This window comes from Pseudobacillus wudalianchiensis, from assembly GCF_001685015.1.
GTDB lineage: Bacteria > Bacillota > Bacilli > Bacillales > Domibacillaceae > Pseudobacillus > Pseudobacillus wudalianchiensis.
Genome location: NZ_MAYT01000001.1, coordinates 26,336 through 41,279 on the forward strand (window position 1 = coordinate 26,336; position 14,944 = coordinate 41,279).

Genomic DNA, 14,944 nt, shown 5'->3' on the forward strand with positions numbered 1-14,944 from the left:
TTGCCAGCAATGAGAGCTAATTATCAATATGTTGCCAACGGAGGAACAATGATGAACCCTATAGAAGCGATTTTGAAGAAATTTCCGTTAATTGTATTAGATGGAGCAATGGCTACAGAACTTGAGCACTATGGCTGTGATTTAAATAATAATCTGTGGTCAGCCAAGATTTTGATGGAAAAGCCAACTATTATTAAACAAGTCCATATGGATTACTTTCATGCAGGGGCAGATTGTGCTATCACAGCGAGTTACCAAGCTACAATCGAAGGCTTTGCCCAGCATGGTCTAAAGGAAAAAGAAACATTAGATTTGATTCAAACGTCTGTCCAATTAGCAAGAGAAGCACGAGATGAATTTTGGAATCAGCTCGAAAATCTGGATAACCGGCCAAAACCGTTTGTAGCTGCTTCGATCGGCCCCTATGGTGCTTTTCTCGCGGATGGATCAGAGTATCGTGGCGATTACAAGTTAACGGAAGAAGAACTAATTCATTTTCATAGACCGCGTATGAAAGCTTTAATTGAGGCAGGGGCGGAAGTTCTGGCATGTGAAACCATTCCTAATATGATAGAAGCTAAAGCGATTGTTAGGTTGTTAGAAGAGGAGTTTCCTGAAATTTATGCGTGGATTAGCTTTAGTGCAAAAGATGATCTCCATATTAGTAATGGCATTCCTGTTGCGGAGTGTGCATCTTGGCTCGATCAGCATAAACAAGTAGCAGCTGTTGGAATCAATTGTACATCTCCCGAACATATTTCTTCATTGATTAAAAGCATAACGGGTCACACAGACAAGCCTATTGTCGTTTATCCTAATTTAGGTGAAGTATACGATGCCTCCACTAAGACGTGGTCTGGAGCGCCATCTAAAGAAGATTACGCAAGCAACATTGCGGATTGGTATGAGTGTGGTGCACGCTTGATCGGTGGATGCTGTCGAACAAGACCTGAAAATATAAAAACTATTGCCGTTTGGTCAAAAGCTGATAGATGACAAGGTGCTCCCATTTTGTTTGCATGTATAAAATTCTCTTACCTTCAAAAAATAGATTTATTACATCATTTAGGAGGTAAGCAAAGTGGATATCCAACGCGCAAAGCAAATCGTTTCCTCACCGGCAGATATCGATGTAACATTCCAAGGCGTGTCTATTTGGATTGACGAACTGCATGAAGATGAAAAAATGGCAACCGTCCACCTAAGAGGACCGCTAGAAGAAAGAACACAAGTCGCCATCAAAGATTTAGAAGAAGAGAAAGCGTAAGAGAAGGAGTCAGCCCCTTCCTCACTTTAAAGTGATGGAGGACTGACTCCTTTTTCCTTGCCAGCTGTCGCGTCGCTGCAGCTCGGCGTCAATGGCGTTCAGAACGGTCCATTTGTCTACGCTCCACATGGGACCGATCATCAAGTTGATCGGTCCGTCGCCGGTAATGCGATGGATGATCATTTCTGGAGGCAAAATTTCAAGCTGGTCGCAAACGAGGTTAACGTAATCGTCAAGTGATAGGAATTCGAGCAATCCTTTCTCGTATTGCTTGACCATTGGTGTGCCTTTTAATAGGTGCAGCAAATGAATTTTTATCCCTTGCACATCAAGGCTAGCCACCGTCTGAGCAGTTTCCATCATCATGTCCGGTGTTTCAAGAGGAAGGCCGTTAATAATATGAGAGCAGACACGAATGTTATGCTTACGCAATTTTTCTACACCTTCTACGTAAGTAGAAAAGTCGTGTGCCCGGTTAACAAGAGCCGCTGTTTTTTCATGAACAGTCTGCAAGCCGAGTTCTACCCATAAATAGGTCCGTTTATTGAGTTCAGCCAAATAGTCAACGACCTCATCCGGAAGGCAGTCTGGACGGGTGGCGATGGACAGCCCGACTACTCCTTCTTGTTTCAGAACGGTTTCATACTTTTCTTTTAATACTTCTACCGGAGCATGAGTATTTGTATAGGCCTGAAAATACGCCATATATTTGCCGTCTTTCCATTTACGGTGCATTTTCTCCTTGATGTCGTGGAATTGCTTTTCCAGACTAACAGCCCGGCTGCCAGCAAAGTCCCCGGAGCCAGCTGCACTGCAAAAAGTACAGCCGCCGAATGCGACTGTGCCATCACGGTTTGGGCAGTCAAATCCGCCGTCTAGTGCTACTTTAAATACTTTGTGTCCAAAGTGACGGCGTAAATGGTAATTCCATGTATGATAACGTTTATTGTCACTTGCATAAGGAAACGGATTCATGTTTATTCTTCTCACCTCTCTGCCGCATAAAGAAAATTTTATCATGAGTAGCTGAGAGAAAGCGAGCTCCATTTTAAGGGGACTAGTCAGAATTTTAAGTTCAGCAAACAGCTTGAAAATAATGGCTAGACGTTCTACAATACTATTTTGGAACTCGAAATAATTGAATAAAACAGGAGAGGATACAGTATGCCAAAAGCAGTTTGGCTGTTAGTAGTCGGCATGGTGATTAATGTGACAGGTGCTTCATTCTTGTGGCCTCTCAACACCATTTACATACATGGTGAGTTAGGGAAATCCTTGTCAGTCGCAGGGATTGTTTTAATGTTAAATGCTGGGGCTAACGTTGTCGGCAACTTGCTCGGCGGGGCTTTCTTTGACCGGTTTGGCGGCTATCGAACGATCTTACTCGGAGCAGGCTTGAACTTGATGGCGATGGCTGGCATGACCATGTGGCACGGCTGGTCCCACTATGTGATTTTTTTAACGATTGTTGGCTTTGGATCAGGAGTTGTTTTTCCGGCTGTCTATGCGCTTGTCGGTGCTATTTGGCCGGAGGGAGGACGCCGTGCATTCAACGCTATTTATATTTCGCAAAACGCGGGAGTGGCGTTAGGGTCTGCCATGGGCGGATTCGTTGCTTCCTTTTCGTTTAATTACATCTTTATGGCGAACACGTTTCTGTTTGCTGTTTTCTTTCTTATTGCCGCTTTTGGCTACCGGCAAATGGCCAATGTTGCAGGGGTACAGACAAATGTCATTGCGGAAAACGGAAAAGTAAAAAACCGCAGCAAGCTTACAGCTCTCTTTATATTATGTACAGCTTATATGCTTTGCTGGGTTGGCTACGTACAGTGGCAATCAACTATTGCGAACTACACACAAGAAGTGAATATCAGCTTAGGAGAATATAGCTTGTTGTGGACGATTAACGGTTTGATAATTGTATTTGGCCAGCCGCTCGTTAACTTTTTCGTCCGGCCTTTCCAAGATAACTTAAAGAAGCAAATTGTGATTGGCATCCTTATTTTCATGGGATCATTTGGGATCACAGCCTTTGCGAGTGACTTTAAAGGCTTTTTAGCAGCGATGCTCATTTTAACCATCGGTGAAATGTTCGTCTGGCCGGCGGTGCCAACCATAGCCAGCCAGCTGTCACCTAAAGGACGGGATGGATTTTACCAAGGAATTGTGAATAGCACGGCAACAGCCGGGCGGATGTTCGGTCCCGTGCTTGGTGGAATCCTCGTTGACGTATACGGCATGTCGGTATTGTTCGTGACCTTGATTGCCTTCTTGTTCATTAGTATCGGCTTAACAATGGTTTACGACCATCCGTTGAAAAAAAGAAAAGAAGTCCCATCTCCTTCCATATCTTCTCTTTAAGCTTGCAACTGTGGGCAATTTTGTCTAAAATAGTCGTAGATTGAATAAGCAAAAGATGATGACAAGGAATAGTAATGACGACTTTCGGTTTTAGAGAGCTGGCGGTAGGTGCAAGCCAGTCCGGAACCTCATGAACTCGCCTTTGGAATTGCAGGTGCGAACCATAATAAGTAGTGCCTGCCGCCGATCTGCGTTAAAGACGTAAAGCAGGGTGCCGATTAAGGGCACTAATCTGGGTGGTACCGCGGGAACTATACTCTCGTCCCAATTATGGGGCGGGAGTTTTTTAATATTCAACATGGAAGGGTGTTACAGATGAGTTTCGATCATCAGCAGATTGAAAAGAAATGGCAGCAGTATTGGGAAAACAATAAAACGTTTAAAACAACTGAAAAACAAGAACAGCCTAAATTTTACGCGCTTGATATGTTTCCTTATCCATCAGGAGCCGGACTTCATGTCGGCCATCCGGAAGGTTACACAGCAACAGATATTTTATCACGCATGAAGCGGATGCAAGGTTACAACGTTCTTCATCCGATGGGGTGGGATGCGTTTGGGTTGCCGGCAGAACAATACGCATTGGATACAGGAAATGACCCAGCGGAATTTACTGAACAAAACATTAATAACTTCCGTCGTCAAATTAAGTCACTCGGCTTCTCTTACGATTGGGATCGGGAAATTAATACGACAGATCCGGAATATTATAAATGGACGCAGTGGATCTTCCTGCAGCTTTATAAAAAGGGCTTGGCTTATATTGATGAAGTAGCGGTTAACTGGTGTCCGGCTCTTGGAACAGTACTTGCCAATGAAGAAGTGATCGATGGCAAGAGTGAGCGGGGAGGCCACCCGGTTGAACGTCGTCCAATGAAGCAATGGATGTTAAAAATTACAGCATATGCTGACCGTTTACTAGAAGATTTAGAAGAGCTCGACTGGCCGGAAAGCATTAAAGATATGCAGCGCAACTGGATCGGCCGTTCAGAAGGAGCAGAAGTGACATTCGCGATTAATGGTCATGATGAAACATTTACGGTATTCACGACGCGTCCAGATACACTTTTTGGAGCTACATACGCTGTTTTAGCGCCAGAGCATCCATTTGTAGCGAAAATTACAACGGATGAACAGAAAGAGGCTGTTGCTGGCTATTTAGACAAAATTAAAGCGAAAAGTGATCTTGAACGTACAGACCTTGCTAAAGAGAAAACAGGTGTTTTTACGGGTGCTTATGCCATCAACCCAGTAAATGACGAGAAAATGCCGATTTGGATTGCGGATTACGTATTAATGAGCTACGGAACAGGTGCAATTATGGCGGTGCCTGCACATGATGAACGTGATTATGAGTTTGCTAAAACATTTGATCTGCCGATTAAGGAAGTAGTGGCTGGCGGAGACGTTGAAAAAGAAGCTTATACTGGTGATGGAGAACATGTAAACTCTGACTTTTTAAATGGCTTAAATAAAGAAGAAGCGATTCAAAAAATGATCGAGTGGCTTGAAGAAAAAGGTATTGGTACGAAGAAAGTAACGTACCGTCTTCGTGATTGGCTGTTCAGCCGCCAGCGTTACTGGGGAGAGCCGATTCCAATTATCCATTGGGAAGATGGCACAATGAGCACAGTTCCTGAAGAAGAACTGCCGCTTATGCTTCCCGTTACAACGGAAATTAAACCAAGTGGAACAGGTGAATCACCGCTTGCGAACATTGATGATTGGGTTAATATCGTTGATCCGGAAACTGGCAAAAAAGGCCGCCGTGAAACGAATACAATGCCGCAATGGGCGGGAAGCTGCTGGTATTACCTGCGCTTTATCGACCCTCGTAACAGTGAAGCGCTTGCCGCTGAGGACAAGCTAAGAGAATGGCTGCCGGTTGATATTTATATCGGCGGAGCAGAACATGCCGTGCTTCATTTATTGTACGCTCGCTTCTGGCATAAAGTGTTATACGATCTGGGCGTCGTTCATACGAAAGAGCCGTTTCAAAAGCTGTTTAACCAAGGAATGATCCTTGGCGAAAATAATGAAAAAATGAGTAAATCAAAAGGAAATGTTGTAAATCCAGATGAAATAGTAGAAAGTCATGGAGCGGATACACTTCGCCTATATGAAATGTTTATGGGACCGCTTGATGCTTCTATTGCTTGGTCTACAACTGGTTTAGATGGTGCTCGCCGCTTCCTTGACCGTATTTGGCGCTTATTCGTTCAAGAAAAAGGTGAATTGAGCGAAAAGATTACCGGTGCGGGCAATGAGCTTGAAAAAGTATACCATCAAACGGTGAGAAAAGTGACGGAAGACTATGAACACTTACGTTTCAATACCGCGATTTCTCAAATGATGGTGTTCATTAACGAGGGCTATAAAGCAACTACTATTCCTAAAGAATATGTGGAAGGCTTTGTTAAATTACTTTCTCCAGTGGCTCCGCATTTAGCAGAAGAAATGTGGGAAAAGCTAGGACATGAAGGGACGATCAGCTATCAGCCATGGCCGACATACGACGAGTCTAAGCTTGTAGATGACGAGGTAGAAATTGTCATTCAGGTAAATGGCAAAATGAAAGCAAAATTAATGATCTCTAAAGAAGCAACAAAAGAAGAGATGGAACAAATTGCAAGGAACGATGAAAAAGTACAAGAACAAATTGCCGGCAAAACAGTGCGCAAGGTCATTGCTGTACCAGGCAAGCTCGTGAATATCGTAGCGAACTAAAGAAAGGGTGGGGAATATGGAACCAATTCCACAAATTACACCAGAAGAATTGAAACAAAAACTAGCTAACAGAGAAAAATTAGAGATCGTTGATGTGCGTGAAGACGAGGAAGTGGCTGGCGGGAAAATTCCGGAAGCTAAGCACATCGTTATGGGAACTATTCCAGAGCACTTAGATCAGTTTGATAAAGACAAAGAATACATTTTCGTTTGCCGTTCTGGCCGCCGCAGTGAAAACGTCTGCTACTATATGCGAGATCAAGGGTTCAAGGTCCGCAATATGACAGGCGGCATGCTTGAATGGACGGGAGAAACAAAATAAGGTGATCAGCTGTCCCCTATTAATAAGGGGGCAGTTTTTTTGTGGGAAAATGAATGATCGAGCTAATGTTATCTGAAATGAGAGCGGCTATATCTATAGATAAGTGGACGATATCGAGAGTCGGGTAGAATAGATCAGGACTAAAAAGCTTATATCATGACTTCTGCGTTAAAGATTGAGAATCAGTCATACTTCGGTCTATTTAACACATGCTAAAAAAGATATTCAACGAGTGAATATCTTCTTACAAATTTCCGGTGAGGTGAGCGTAATGAGCAGAAAAGATTGGCTTGATCCGAACTCTCAGAAGTTTCACCATAATTGGACGAGACCGAAGCGGACAAATTCACAAGTGAACGGGCACACAGAGGTGTCGTTGCGCACAAGAATTAACCAAAGCGTCTCAAACGAAAACCGGTTTTGTTAGTATAAAGTAAAAGGCAGGGAGATTTCCCTGCTTTTTACTGTGCTGCATTTAAGCCGGCAAGCCGGCCGGTGATAAGGGCAGAAGTAATATTGTAGCCACCTGTATATCCATGGATGTCGAGTACTTCACCGCAAAAAAATAAGCCGGGCATTTTCTTAGAAGCCATTGTTTTCGGATCCACTTCTTTAATCGAGATTCCGCCGCCCGTTACAAAGGCTTTTTCAAGCGGGAGCGTGCCATTAATGGCCAAGCGGAATTGCTTGCATAAATGAGCAAACTGTCGAATCTTTTCGGTGCTGACACCATTGCCGGGTATTTCTTCATCGATGTCCGCTTCGGCAAGTAAAAAGAGTAAATAACGCTCAGGCAACAAGCCCTTTAAGATATTTTTTACTGCTTTTTTTGGATGGTCAGCGAGCAGCTGGCGAACTTCCTCAAATAATTTTTCTTCATTTTTATCAGGCAGGCTGTCAATAGCCATAAATACTTCGCCTGTTTTGCTTTTCTTGAGTGCTTTGACGACAAATTGACTGCAGCGCAAGACTGCCGGTCCGGATAGGCCGAAATGGGTAAAAATCATATCCATTCGATGAGTGATAATGGGCTTGCCTTTAGGATTTAAGACACTGACGGCTACATCGCGAAGTGACAGCCCTTGGAGTTTTTTCTCCTTAATAAAGGGTTCTTCAGAAGTGACCGGCACCTCTGTCGGATAAAGCTCTGTTACGGTGTGGCCAGCTTTTTCTGCCCACGGATAGGCATCGCCGGTAGAACCAGTATGAGGAACGGAGCTGCCGCCTGCCGCTATGACAACAGAGTGGCTGCGGATGATTTGACCATCACGTAAAACAATTCCAGCCGTACGGTCATTTTCAAAGAGAAGATCAGCTACCGCTGTATTGACCCGAATCTCAATATTGAGTTCTTTCATCCGGTTAAGCAGGGCATCCACGACTGATTGGGCTTTATTGCTTACTGGAAACATACGCCCATGGTCTTCTTCTTTAAGAGAGACACCCAAGTTTTCAAAAAACCGAATGATGTCTTCGTTATTAAAAATGGAGAAGGCACTATATAGAAAACGCCCGTTACCGGGGATATGCTTAATAATTTCATCAACAGGCAAACGGTTTGTCACATTGCAGCGGCCGCCGCCTGATATCGCGAGCTTCCGTCCAAGCTTGCTGCCTTTATCAACAAGTAATACGCGCGCTTTTTGCTCACCCGCTGCAATCGCTGCCATTAAGCCGGAGGGACCGCCGCCGACGATAATTACATCATACTCCATTATGGACTCCCTTCTTTCTTGAACAATTCTTTTCATAGTAGTTGATTTATTCACTAGTTGTCAATCATTACAAAAAAAGAGAACCGCTAGAGGGTTCTCTTCATTAAGGTTTTGCTATTCCTTTCTTTTTAGAAGGCAGGAAGAAGGCGAGCAGCAAGGCAATGCCTGCTAAAACGGTAGCCACGACAAAGGCATCATTAATCCCTTTAATCGTTGATAGCTTCATGCCTTCGCTATACAGCGTGAGAACAGACTTCATGTAACCAGACTCTCCGCCGCCAAATGCCTGGCTTAAGGCAGCGACTTTATTTTGAATAAAAGAATTCGTCGTCGTAACCTGGTTTTCATAATCAGCCATATGGAAAGAACTCTGTCTCGTCATGATCGTCACGAGAAAAGCTGTTCCGATCGAGCCGGCAACTTGGCGAATCGTATTAGACATCGCTGTACCGTGAGCGATCAATTTCATTGGCAGCACGTTCATTCCAGCTGTCATAATCGGCATCATGATAAGGGACATCCCGAATGAGCGCAAAATGTAAATCATGAGAATACTGCGGTAAGGGGTGTCGGCTGTCAAATGGGTAAATTCATAGGTTCCATATGTTGTAATCGCCAATCCCACCACAGCAAGCCAACGAATGCCGTATTTATCGAATATCTTCCCGGCAATGGGTCCCATCAGCCCCATAATCAAGGCACCAGGAAGAAGCAGCAAGCCTGATTCCATTGGCGTAAACCCGCGGATATTTTGCAAATAAACAGGCAAGAGCAGCATACCGCCGAACAATGCCATCGTAATGATGGAGTTGATCAAAAGGGTAAAGGTGAACATATTAAATTTAAATACATTCATGTTAAGCATAGGTGTTTCTGAAACAAGCTGTTTCCAAACAAAGATCACGAGAGAGATAATCCCAATCATAAGCGATAAGATAACCTCTGCGCTATCCCATCCATTGTTGCCGGCTTCACTAAAGCCGTATAGCAAACCGCCAAATCCGATAGAAGAGGTAACAAGGCTGAAAACGTCAAGCTTCAAATCAACTGTTTCACTCTTAAGGTGGAACAGGCGGGTCGCCAGAAGGATATCCACTATACCGAGAATGAACATGCCATAAAACATAAGATTCCATTCATAATGCTGGATTACCCAACCCGTAAGCGTCGGGCCGATCGCTGGAGCAAGAATCATCGCAATCCCCATTGTTCCCATGGCGGCTCCGCGCTTTTCCGGAGGGAAAAGCGTCATAAAGACATTTGTTCCAAGCGGCATAAGCACACCTGCACCGATTGCTTGAATAACACGGCCGATCATCATAATCGTGAATGTTCCGGAAACAGCACAGATGAGAGAGCCAATTGTAAAGGAAAGCATAGATAAAATAAAGAGCTTTCGAAAACCGTATTTTAGAATTAGAAAGGCACTGATTGGGATCATGATCCCATTGACAAGCATAAAGCCGGTCATCAACCACTGAGCCGTACTTGTTGATACATTAAAGTCGCTCATCATAACGGGCAGTGCCACGTTAATTAATGTTTGGTTTAAAATTGCAATAAACATTCCGAATAATAAAACGGCCAGAACAGCTCCAGTTCGCTTTTTAGGTTCTTCTTCTGGGGAATGAATTTCACGGGCTACTTCAGCCCCTATTTCTTCCTGAGCTTCTTCCTGAATATTTTCAGGTTCTATTGTTTTCGAAGAGATGGTTTCCTGCTGGACAGCAACAGCTGCTTGTTGAGATGTTTCTGCTTCTATAACAGGCAAAGCTGTTTCTTTTTTTCTGCGTTTCGCGGCTAGACGCTTATTAACAAAAGCGACCACAATAACGGATAAAATAACGTAACCAATTAGAAAAGCTGATGCCATTTATCCCTCCTCCTTATTTGTGAATGCGAACGGAAACATTCATGCCAGGTACGATATCCAATGATTTCTGATCGTTAATTGAAATGGTTACCGGCACGACTTGTGTAACTTTCGTATAGTTAGCTGTTGAATTGCTTGATGGCAGCATGGAAAATACATTCGCTGTCGCAAGACCAATTTTTTTCACTTTTCCTGTTAATGTTGTATCAGGATACGCATCTACATAAATATCTACTTTTTCACCAACAGAAAGATCTTCAACTTTTGTTTCATCTACATTTGCTGTTACCCAAAGGTTATTTAAATCATAAGCATAAGCAAGTGGTGTACCTGCAGCCGCCATGCTGTTTTTAACAGCTTTTTCTTCAACGATTGTTCCATCTTGTGGCAGAGTAACCGGAACTTTTATTGTGCCTGTTCCCGTAGGAGACTGAGTTTCAACTTCACCAAGCTTAGTGCCAGCTCTGTACTTTTTGCCGAATTCTGCATTCCAGCTTACGAGCTTTCCAGCCGCTGGCGCAGCAACTGCCATTTGTTGGCCGTCAATTTTGGCGTTATCCGTTTTTACGTAGTTATTGGTTTGAGTGAAAAAGTAATAACCGAGAAAACCGCCGCCGATTAAAATAACAATCGTTAAGATGTTTAAAAAAATGAGCTTTTTTGCATTCACTTCGATACAACTCCTTTAAATGTTCATAACATTAATAGTTAACTTTATTAACTATTAGTCAAAAAAATCATTGAATCTTTTTAAATAATTCAATGAATGTGGTGAGCTCTTCCGGTGTGAGCTGCCCGAACTTTTCATATAGAAACTCAACATTTTTCTCTTTCAGTTCATTGGTGAGTTCTGTCCCCTTTTTAGTCAGGGAAATCTCAACGATCCTTCTATCTGTTGTGGAACGTTGGCGCCTAATCAGTTCTTTTTTAACGAGTGAGTCCGTTAAATTTGTGATATGACTGACAGATACACTGAGCTCTTTTGAAATTTCTGTGACTGTTTTTACATCCGGAGAGGAGAGCAACTTTAAAACAGAGTATTCGTTATTTGTAAGCTTATCACCAATCATAACCGACAGTTCACGCTTAAATGACCTGAAAGATGCCCGCAGGACAGCCGCCAGTTCATTCATTTTCTCTTTCGTGTGCCGATTGTTCTCCATGATCATCCTCCTTACGGCTTTTTGCCCTAGCCTATTCTAAAAGAGAATACTTAACTAAGTCAACTATTTACTTTGTTAAATAATAAAATTTTTGTTTAATAAATTGCTTGAACGGTAGGAAAGAGGTAAACTGATTTTTAGCATTTGCATTTATTTTAGAAGAATAGAAAGGGAATCTTTATGTCTTCGAAGTTGATTAGAGGAACATTCATTTTAACATTAGGAACATTTATCTCAAAGTTTCTCGGATTGTTTTATGTTATACCATTTTACTCGATTGTTGGAGAAGAAGCGACATCATTATATCAATATGGATATGTGCCGTATACCATCTTCATCAGTATAGCGACAGCTGGTGTACCGCTCGCTGTATCTAAATTTATTGCCAAATATAATGCGCTTGGTGAGTATGCGGTTGGCCGCCGGTTGTTTAAATCGGGCCTTGTGATTATGTCCATTACAGGCTTCATGTCATTTCTTATTATGTATGCTTGTGCTCCGTGGTTCGCTAGCATTATGATCGTTGACCAACAACAAATTTATACGGTAGAGGAAGTAACGTATGTTATTCGTGCGGTCAGCTTTGCTCTTATTATCGTTCCGTTTATGAGTTTAATGCGCGGCTTTTTCCAAGGGCATCAGTCTATGGGACCATCGGCTGTCTCGCAAGTTATTGAACAAATTGCCCGGATTGTCTTTTTACTTGCCGGTGCTTATGTTGTTTTAAACATATTAAAAGGGACGGTTGTGGAAGCGATTGGCGTTGCCACCTTTGCTGCGTTTGTTGGAGCCGTATTCGGTTTGCTTGTGCTGTTTTGGTACTGGAAGAAGCGGAAACAGCATTTGGATGAACTGCTTGAGCAAGACGAAAGCAAGGTAGAGGTGAAGCTGTTCGATATTTATAGCGAGATCGTCGTCTATGCCATTCCGTTTATTTTCGTTGGGATTGCCATTCCGCTTTATCAGCTCGTTGATACAGTGACGTTTAACCGAGCGATGTCAGCCATCGGACAGGCAAAAGTAGCGGATACAGTTTTCGGAATCGTCAATTTCAGTACGCAAAAAATTGTTATTATTCCTGTTTCGTTAGCAACGGCTTTTGCCATGACGCTTGTGCCGCTCGTTACCAGCTCTTTCGTATCGGGTGAAGCCAATAAGGTAAAAAGACAGCTGGATCAGACGTTTCAAGTGCTCTTGTTTTTAACCGTTCCGGCTGTTGTAGGTATTATGCTGCTGGCTGAGCCTTTTTATACAGCCTTTTATGAACATAGCAGTCTAGGTACAGATATTTTACGGACTTATGCGCCTGTTGCGATCTTGTTCGCTCTCTTTACCGTAACTGCTGCTATTTTACAAGGAATCAATGAACAGCGCTTCACTGTGCTGAGCCTGCTGTTCGGTATTCTGTTAAAATTTGCGCTTAATATTCCACTTATTAAATTGTTCCAAGGAGAAGGCGCTATTTACGCAACAGCGATCGGATACGGTGCTTCCATCATTATTAACCTGCTTGTGATTAGATACTATGCCGGTTACTCGCTTCGGTCTATCGGAGGGAAGATCGGTCAGATTACCTTATTTAATTTGATTATGGCAGCTGTCGTGTTTGGTGTGTATGTTGTTCTCCATCCGCTCTTTGCTATCGACAGCAAAATTCAGAGTACGCTCTTGATCGCTATTTGTGCGATAGTTGGAGCAGCCGTTTATTTCTTCTTAAGCTTCCGGACTGGTTTGGCGAATGACTTGCTTGGCGCAAGGCTTGATCGGATAAAAAATAAATTTAGAAAAGCAAAAGCTTGAATGATGGACTAGAAAAGCAGGCTTCCTTTTAAAGGAAACTGCTTTTCTTATTAAAAAGAGAGGAGGAGAAATATGGAAAAAGAGCTTGCCTATCCATCAAGAACAAAGGGAATTATTATGGTTCTCGCCAGTTCCTTATTTTGGGGTGCATCAGGTGTGATCGCCCAGTTTCTTTTTCAAAAACAGGGAGTTGGGGTAGAATGGCTTGTAACAGTGAGATTGCTGCTAGCAGGCTTGCTCTTGCTCCTCTTCGCGGCGATAAAGGAAAAGAAAGCAATCTTTGATATGTGGAGAGACAGGTTCAGTTGGCCGTCTCTTGTTCTTTTTAGTCTGCTTGGCATGCTTGGTGTGCAATATACTTTTTTCGCAGCGATTAAAAGTGGAAATGCCGCCACCGCGACCGTTCTTCAATATCTAGCTCCGGTGTTGATTGTTCTCTACCTCGCTATTCGCTCAAAAGCAAGGCCGGCATCGAAGGAGGTCATCGCTGTTCTTTTATCTCTATTGGGAACGTTCTTTTTAGTAACAGGAGGAAACCTAAACGAGCTGACGATTTCCGGGAAAGCATTAGCGTGGGGATTGAGCTCGGCAGTAGCCCTTACTTTTTATACGCTGCATCCGCTCGAATTGTTGAAAAGATGGGGATCCATTTTAGTAGTTGGATGGGCCATGACGGTAGCCGGTGCAGCATTCAGCTTTATTCATCCTCCTTGGAAATTTGAAGGCACTATTTCCTTGGCGACAGTAGCCGGAGTGAGCTTTGTGATTGTGTTTGGCACCTTATTAGCTTTTTACTTCTATGTGGAGAGTCTTCGTTATTTACGGGCATCAGAAACCAGCCTGCTCGCTTGTGCTGAACCGCTGTCTGCCGTCTTTTTGTCTGTCTTTTTATTGGGCGTTCCATTTGGTTTTGGCGAATGGTTTGGAACAACTTGTATTATCATAACGGTATTAATGTTATCACGAGCGAAGTAATGAAAGGAACGGGGGATTGGGATGAGGATTGATAAATTATTGGCAAATATAGGCCATGGAAGCCGCAAGGAAGTGAAGCAGCTGTTAAAGGCTGGAGCGGTTACAGTCAATGGAGAAGTGATCAAAGATGCTAAGCAGCATGTCGACCCAACGAACGATCATATTATGCTCTATGAGGAAGAAGTGTTTTATCGTGAGTTTATTTATTTAATGATGAATAAACCACCAGGTGTGATTTCAGCGACAGAGGATACGAGGGAGGAAACGGTCGTTGATTTACTGGAAGCCGAACATGCTGTATTTAATCCGTTTCCCGTCGGCCGTCTTGATAAAGACACGGAAGGCTTGCTGCTGTTAACAAACGATGGTGTGCTTGCTCATCAGCTGCTTTCTCCTAAAAAGCATGTACCGAAAACATATTTTGCCGTTATTGACGGTGAGGTAACAGATGCGGACCGTGAAGCTTTTCGGAAAGGTGTGACGCTCGACGATGGGTATGTAACAAAACCTGGCGAATTAACTATTTTAAAAAGCGGTCTGCGCTCAGATATTGAGCTCACGATAACAGAAGGAAAGTTTCATCAAGTAAAGAGAATGTTCGAGGCCGTTGGCAAGAGAGTCGTTTACTTACAGAGAATTTCTATGGGACCGCTTCAGCTAGACGAAGAACTTGATCTTGGCGAGTATCGGGAGCTGACGGAGGAAGAGGTAGCACTTTTAAAAGGTGCCGGGAAAGAATAA

At 43.2% G+C, this 14,944-nt stretch carries 14 protein-coding genes and 1 other annotated feature; of the genes, 9 read left to right on the forward strand and 5 right to left on the reverse strand.

What is annotated here, in order from left to right; translation table 11 throughout:
• Nucleotides 1-51: 51 nt before the first annotated feature.
• A complete protein-coding gene (mmuM, locus tag A8F95_RS00220) occupies nucleotides 52-996 on the forward strand; it encodes a homocysteine S-methyltransferase (protein ID WP_065408724.1) in 945 nt (314 codons plus the stop codon).
• A gap of 85 nt (nucleotides 997-1,081) precedes the next feature.
• Complete coding sequence (locus tag A8F95_RS00225) at nucleotides 1,082-1,267, forward strand: H-type small acid-soluble spore protein (RefSeq protein WP_049663877.1); 186 nt, start codon at nucleotides 1,082-1,084, stop codon at nucleotides 1,265-1,267.
• 21 nt (nucleotides 1,268-1,288) lie between these two features.
• On the opposite strand, the gene mnmL is transcribed toward A8F95_RS00225, so the two are convergent.
• Complete coding sequence (gene mnmL, locus A8F95_RS00230) at nucleotides 1,289-2,242, reverse strand: tRNA modification radical SAM protein MnmL/YtqA (protein WP_065408725.1); 954 nt, start codon at nucleotides 2,240-2,242, stop codon at nucleotides 1,289-1,291.
• Nucleotides 2,243-2,431: 189 nt separating this feature from the next.
• On the opposite strand from mnmL, the gene A8F95_RS00235 reads away from it, so the two are divergent.
• The 4 genes from A8F95_RS00235 to A8F95_RS21495 all read left to right on the forward strand — a co-directional run bounded on the left by A8F95_RS00235 (nucleotide 2,432) and on the right by A8F95_RS21495 (nucleotide 7,104).
• Entirely contained in the window at nucleotides 2,432-3,628 is a 1,197-nt protein-coding gene (locus tag A8F95_RS00235; protein ID WP_065408726.1) for an MDR family MFS transporter, read from the forward strand.
• A 49-nt stretch (nucleotides 3,629-3,677) separates the two neighbouring features.
• Nucleotides 3,678-3,898 (forward strand) — a binding site (T-box leader).
• A gap of 45 nt (nucleotides 3,899-3,943) precedes the next feature.
• The gene (leuS, locus tag A8F95_RS00240) at nucleotides 3,944-6,355 is read left to right on the forward strand and encodes a leucine--tRNA ligase (RefSeq protein WP_065408727.1); all 2,412 of its coding nucleotides are present in this window, start codon (nucleotides 3,944-3,946) and stop codon (nucleotides 6,353-6,355) included.
• A gap of 16 nt (nucleotides 6,356-6,371) precedes the next feature.
• Nucleotides 6,372-6,677, forward strand: a complete 306-nt coding sequence (locus A8F95_RS00245; protein WP_065408728.1) for a rhodanese-like domain-containing protein — start codon at nucleotides 6,372-6,374, stop codon at nucleotides 6,675-6,677.
• A gap of 271 nt (nucleotides 6,678-6,948) precedes the next feature.
• Nucleotides 6,949-7,104, forward strand: a complete 156-nt coding sequence (locus A8F95_RS21495) for a YpzG family protein (protein ID WP_077247147.1) — start codon at nucleotides 6,949-6,951, stop codon at nucleotides 7,102-7,104.
• 34 nt (nucleotides 7,105-7,138) lie between these two features.
• Here the strand turns inward: A8F95_RS21495 and A8F95_RS00250 are convergent, their stop codons facing one another.
• The 4 genes from A8F95_RS00250 to A8F95_RS00265 all read right to left on the reverse strand — a co-directional run bounded on the left by A8F95_RS00250 (nucleotide 7,139) and on the right by A8F95_RS00265 (nucleotide 11,428).
• Nucleotides 7,139-8,392 carry a BaiN/RdsA family NAD(P)/FAD-dependent oxidoreductase gene (locus A8F95_RS00250; RefSeq protein ID WP_065408729.1) on the reverse strand — a complete coding sequence of 418 codons (1,254 nt, stop codon included), beginning with the start codon at nucleotides 8,390-8,392 and terminating at the stop codon, nucleotides 7,139-7,141.
• A 103-nt stretch (nucleotides 8,393-8,495) separates the two neighbouring features.
• The gene (locus A8F95_RS00255) at nucleotides 8,496-10,265 is read right to left on the reverse strand and encodes a DHA2 family efflux MFS transporter permease subunit (protein WP_065408730.1); all 1,770 of its coding nucleotides are present in this window, start codon (nucleotides 10,263-10,265) and stop codon (nucleotides 8,496-8,498) included.
• Nucleotides 10,266-10,278: 13 nt separating this feature from the next.
• Nucleotides 10,279-10,935, reverse strand: a complete 657-nt coding sequence (locus A8F95_RS00260; RefSeq protein WP_065408731.1) for an HlyD family secretion protein — start codon at nucleotides 10,933-10,935, stop codon at nucleotides 10,279-10,281.
• Between the two features lie 67 nt (nucleotides 10,936-11,002).
• On the reverse strand, nucleotides 11,003-11,428 hold the full coding sequence (locus A8F95_RS00265) for a MarR family winged helix-turn-helix transcriptional regulator (protein WP_065408732.1): 426 nt from the start codon (nucleotides 11,426-11,428) through the stop codon (nucleotides 11,003-11,005).
• A 180-nt stretch (nucleotides 11,429-11,608) separates the two neighbouring features.
• Here A8F95_RS00265 and A8F95_RS00270 point away from each other — a divergent pair, with 180 nt between their 5' ends.
• The 3 genes from A8F95_RS00270 to A8F95_RS00280 all read left to right on the forward strand — a co-directional run bounded on the left by A8F95_RS00270 (nucleotide 11,609) and on the right by A8F95_RS00280 (nucleotide 14,944).
• Entirely contained in the window at nucleotides 11,609-13,228 is a 1,620-nt protein-coding gene (locus A8F95_RS00270; protein ID WP_065408733.1) for a putative polysaccharide biosynthesis protein, read from the forward strand.
• A gap of 72 nt (nucleotides 13,229-13,300) precedes the next feature.
• The gene (locus A8F95_RS00275) at nucleotides 13,301-14,203 is read left to right on the forward strand and encodes a DMT family transporter (protein WP_065408734.1); all 903 of its coding nucleotides are present in this window, start codon (nucleotides 13,301-13,303) and stop codon (nucleotides 14,201-14,203) included.
• Between the two features lie 21 nt (nucleotides 14,204-14,224).
• Nucleotides 14,225-14,944, forward strand: a complete 720-nt coding sequence (locus A8F95_RS00280; RefSeq protein WP_065408735.1) for a pseudouridine synthase — start codon at nucleotides 14,225-14,227, stop codon at nucleotides 14,942-14,944.

Bases quoted from the DNA above. Each gene is read 5' to 3' on its own strand.
- leuS (WP_065408727.1), top strand. From the start codon at position 3,944: ATGAGTTTCGATCATCAGCAGATTGAAAAGAAATGGCAGCAGTATTGG.
- mnmL (WP_065408725.1), bottom strand. From the start codon at position 2,242: ATGAATCCGTTTCCTTATGCAAGTGACAATAAACGTTATCATACATGG.
- mmuM (WP_065408724.1), top strand. From the start codon at position 52: ATGAACCCTATAGAAGCGATTTTGAAGAAATTTCCGTTAATTGTATTA.
- A8F95_RS00265 (WP_065408732.1), bottom strand. From the start codon at position 11,428: ATGGAGAACAATCGGCACACGAAAGAGAAAATGAATGAACTGGCGGCT.
- A8F95_RS00250 (WP_065408729.1), bottom strand. From the start codon at position 8,392: ATGGAGTATGATGTAATTATCGTCGGCGGCGGTCCCTCCGGCTTAATG.
- A8F95_RS21495 (WP_077247147.1), top strand. From the start codon at position 6,949: ATGAGCAGAAAAGATTGGCTTGATCCGAACTCTCAGAAGTTTCACCAT.
- A8F95_RS00280 (WP_065408735.1), top strand. From the start codon at position 14,225: ATGAGGATTGATAAATTATTGGCAAATATAGGCCATGGAAGCCGCAAG.
- A8F95_RS00275 (WP_065408734.1), top strand. From the start codon at position 13,301: ATGGAAAAAGAGCTTGCCTATCCATCAAGAACAAAGGGAATTATTATG.
- A8F95_RS00270 (WP_065408733.1), top strand. From the start codon at position 11,609: ATGTCTTCGAAGTTGATTAGAGGAACATTCATTTTAACATTAGGAACA.
- A8F95_RS00235 (WP_065408726.1), top strand. From the start codon at position 2,432: ATGCCAAAAGCAGTTTGGCTGTTAGTAGTCGGCATGGTGATTAATGTG.
- A8F95_RS00245 (WP_065408728.1), top strand. From the start codon at position 6,372: ATGGAACCAATTCCACAAATTACACCAGAAGAATTGAAACAAAAACTA.
- A8F95_RS00255 (WP_065408730.1), bottom strand. From the start codon at position 10,265: ATGGCATCAGCTTTTCTAATTGGTTACGTTATTTTATCCGTTATTGTG.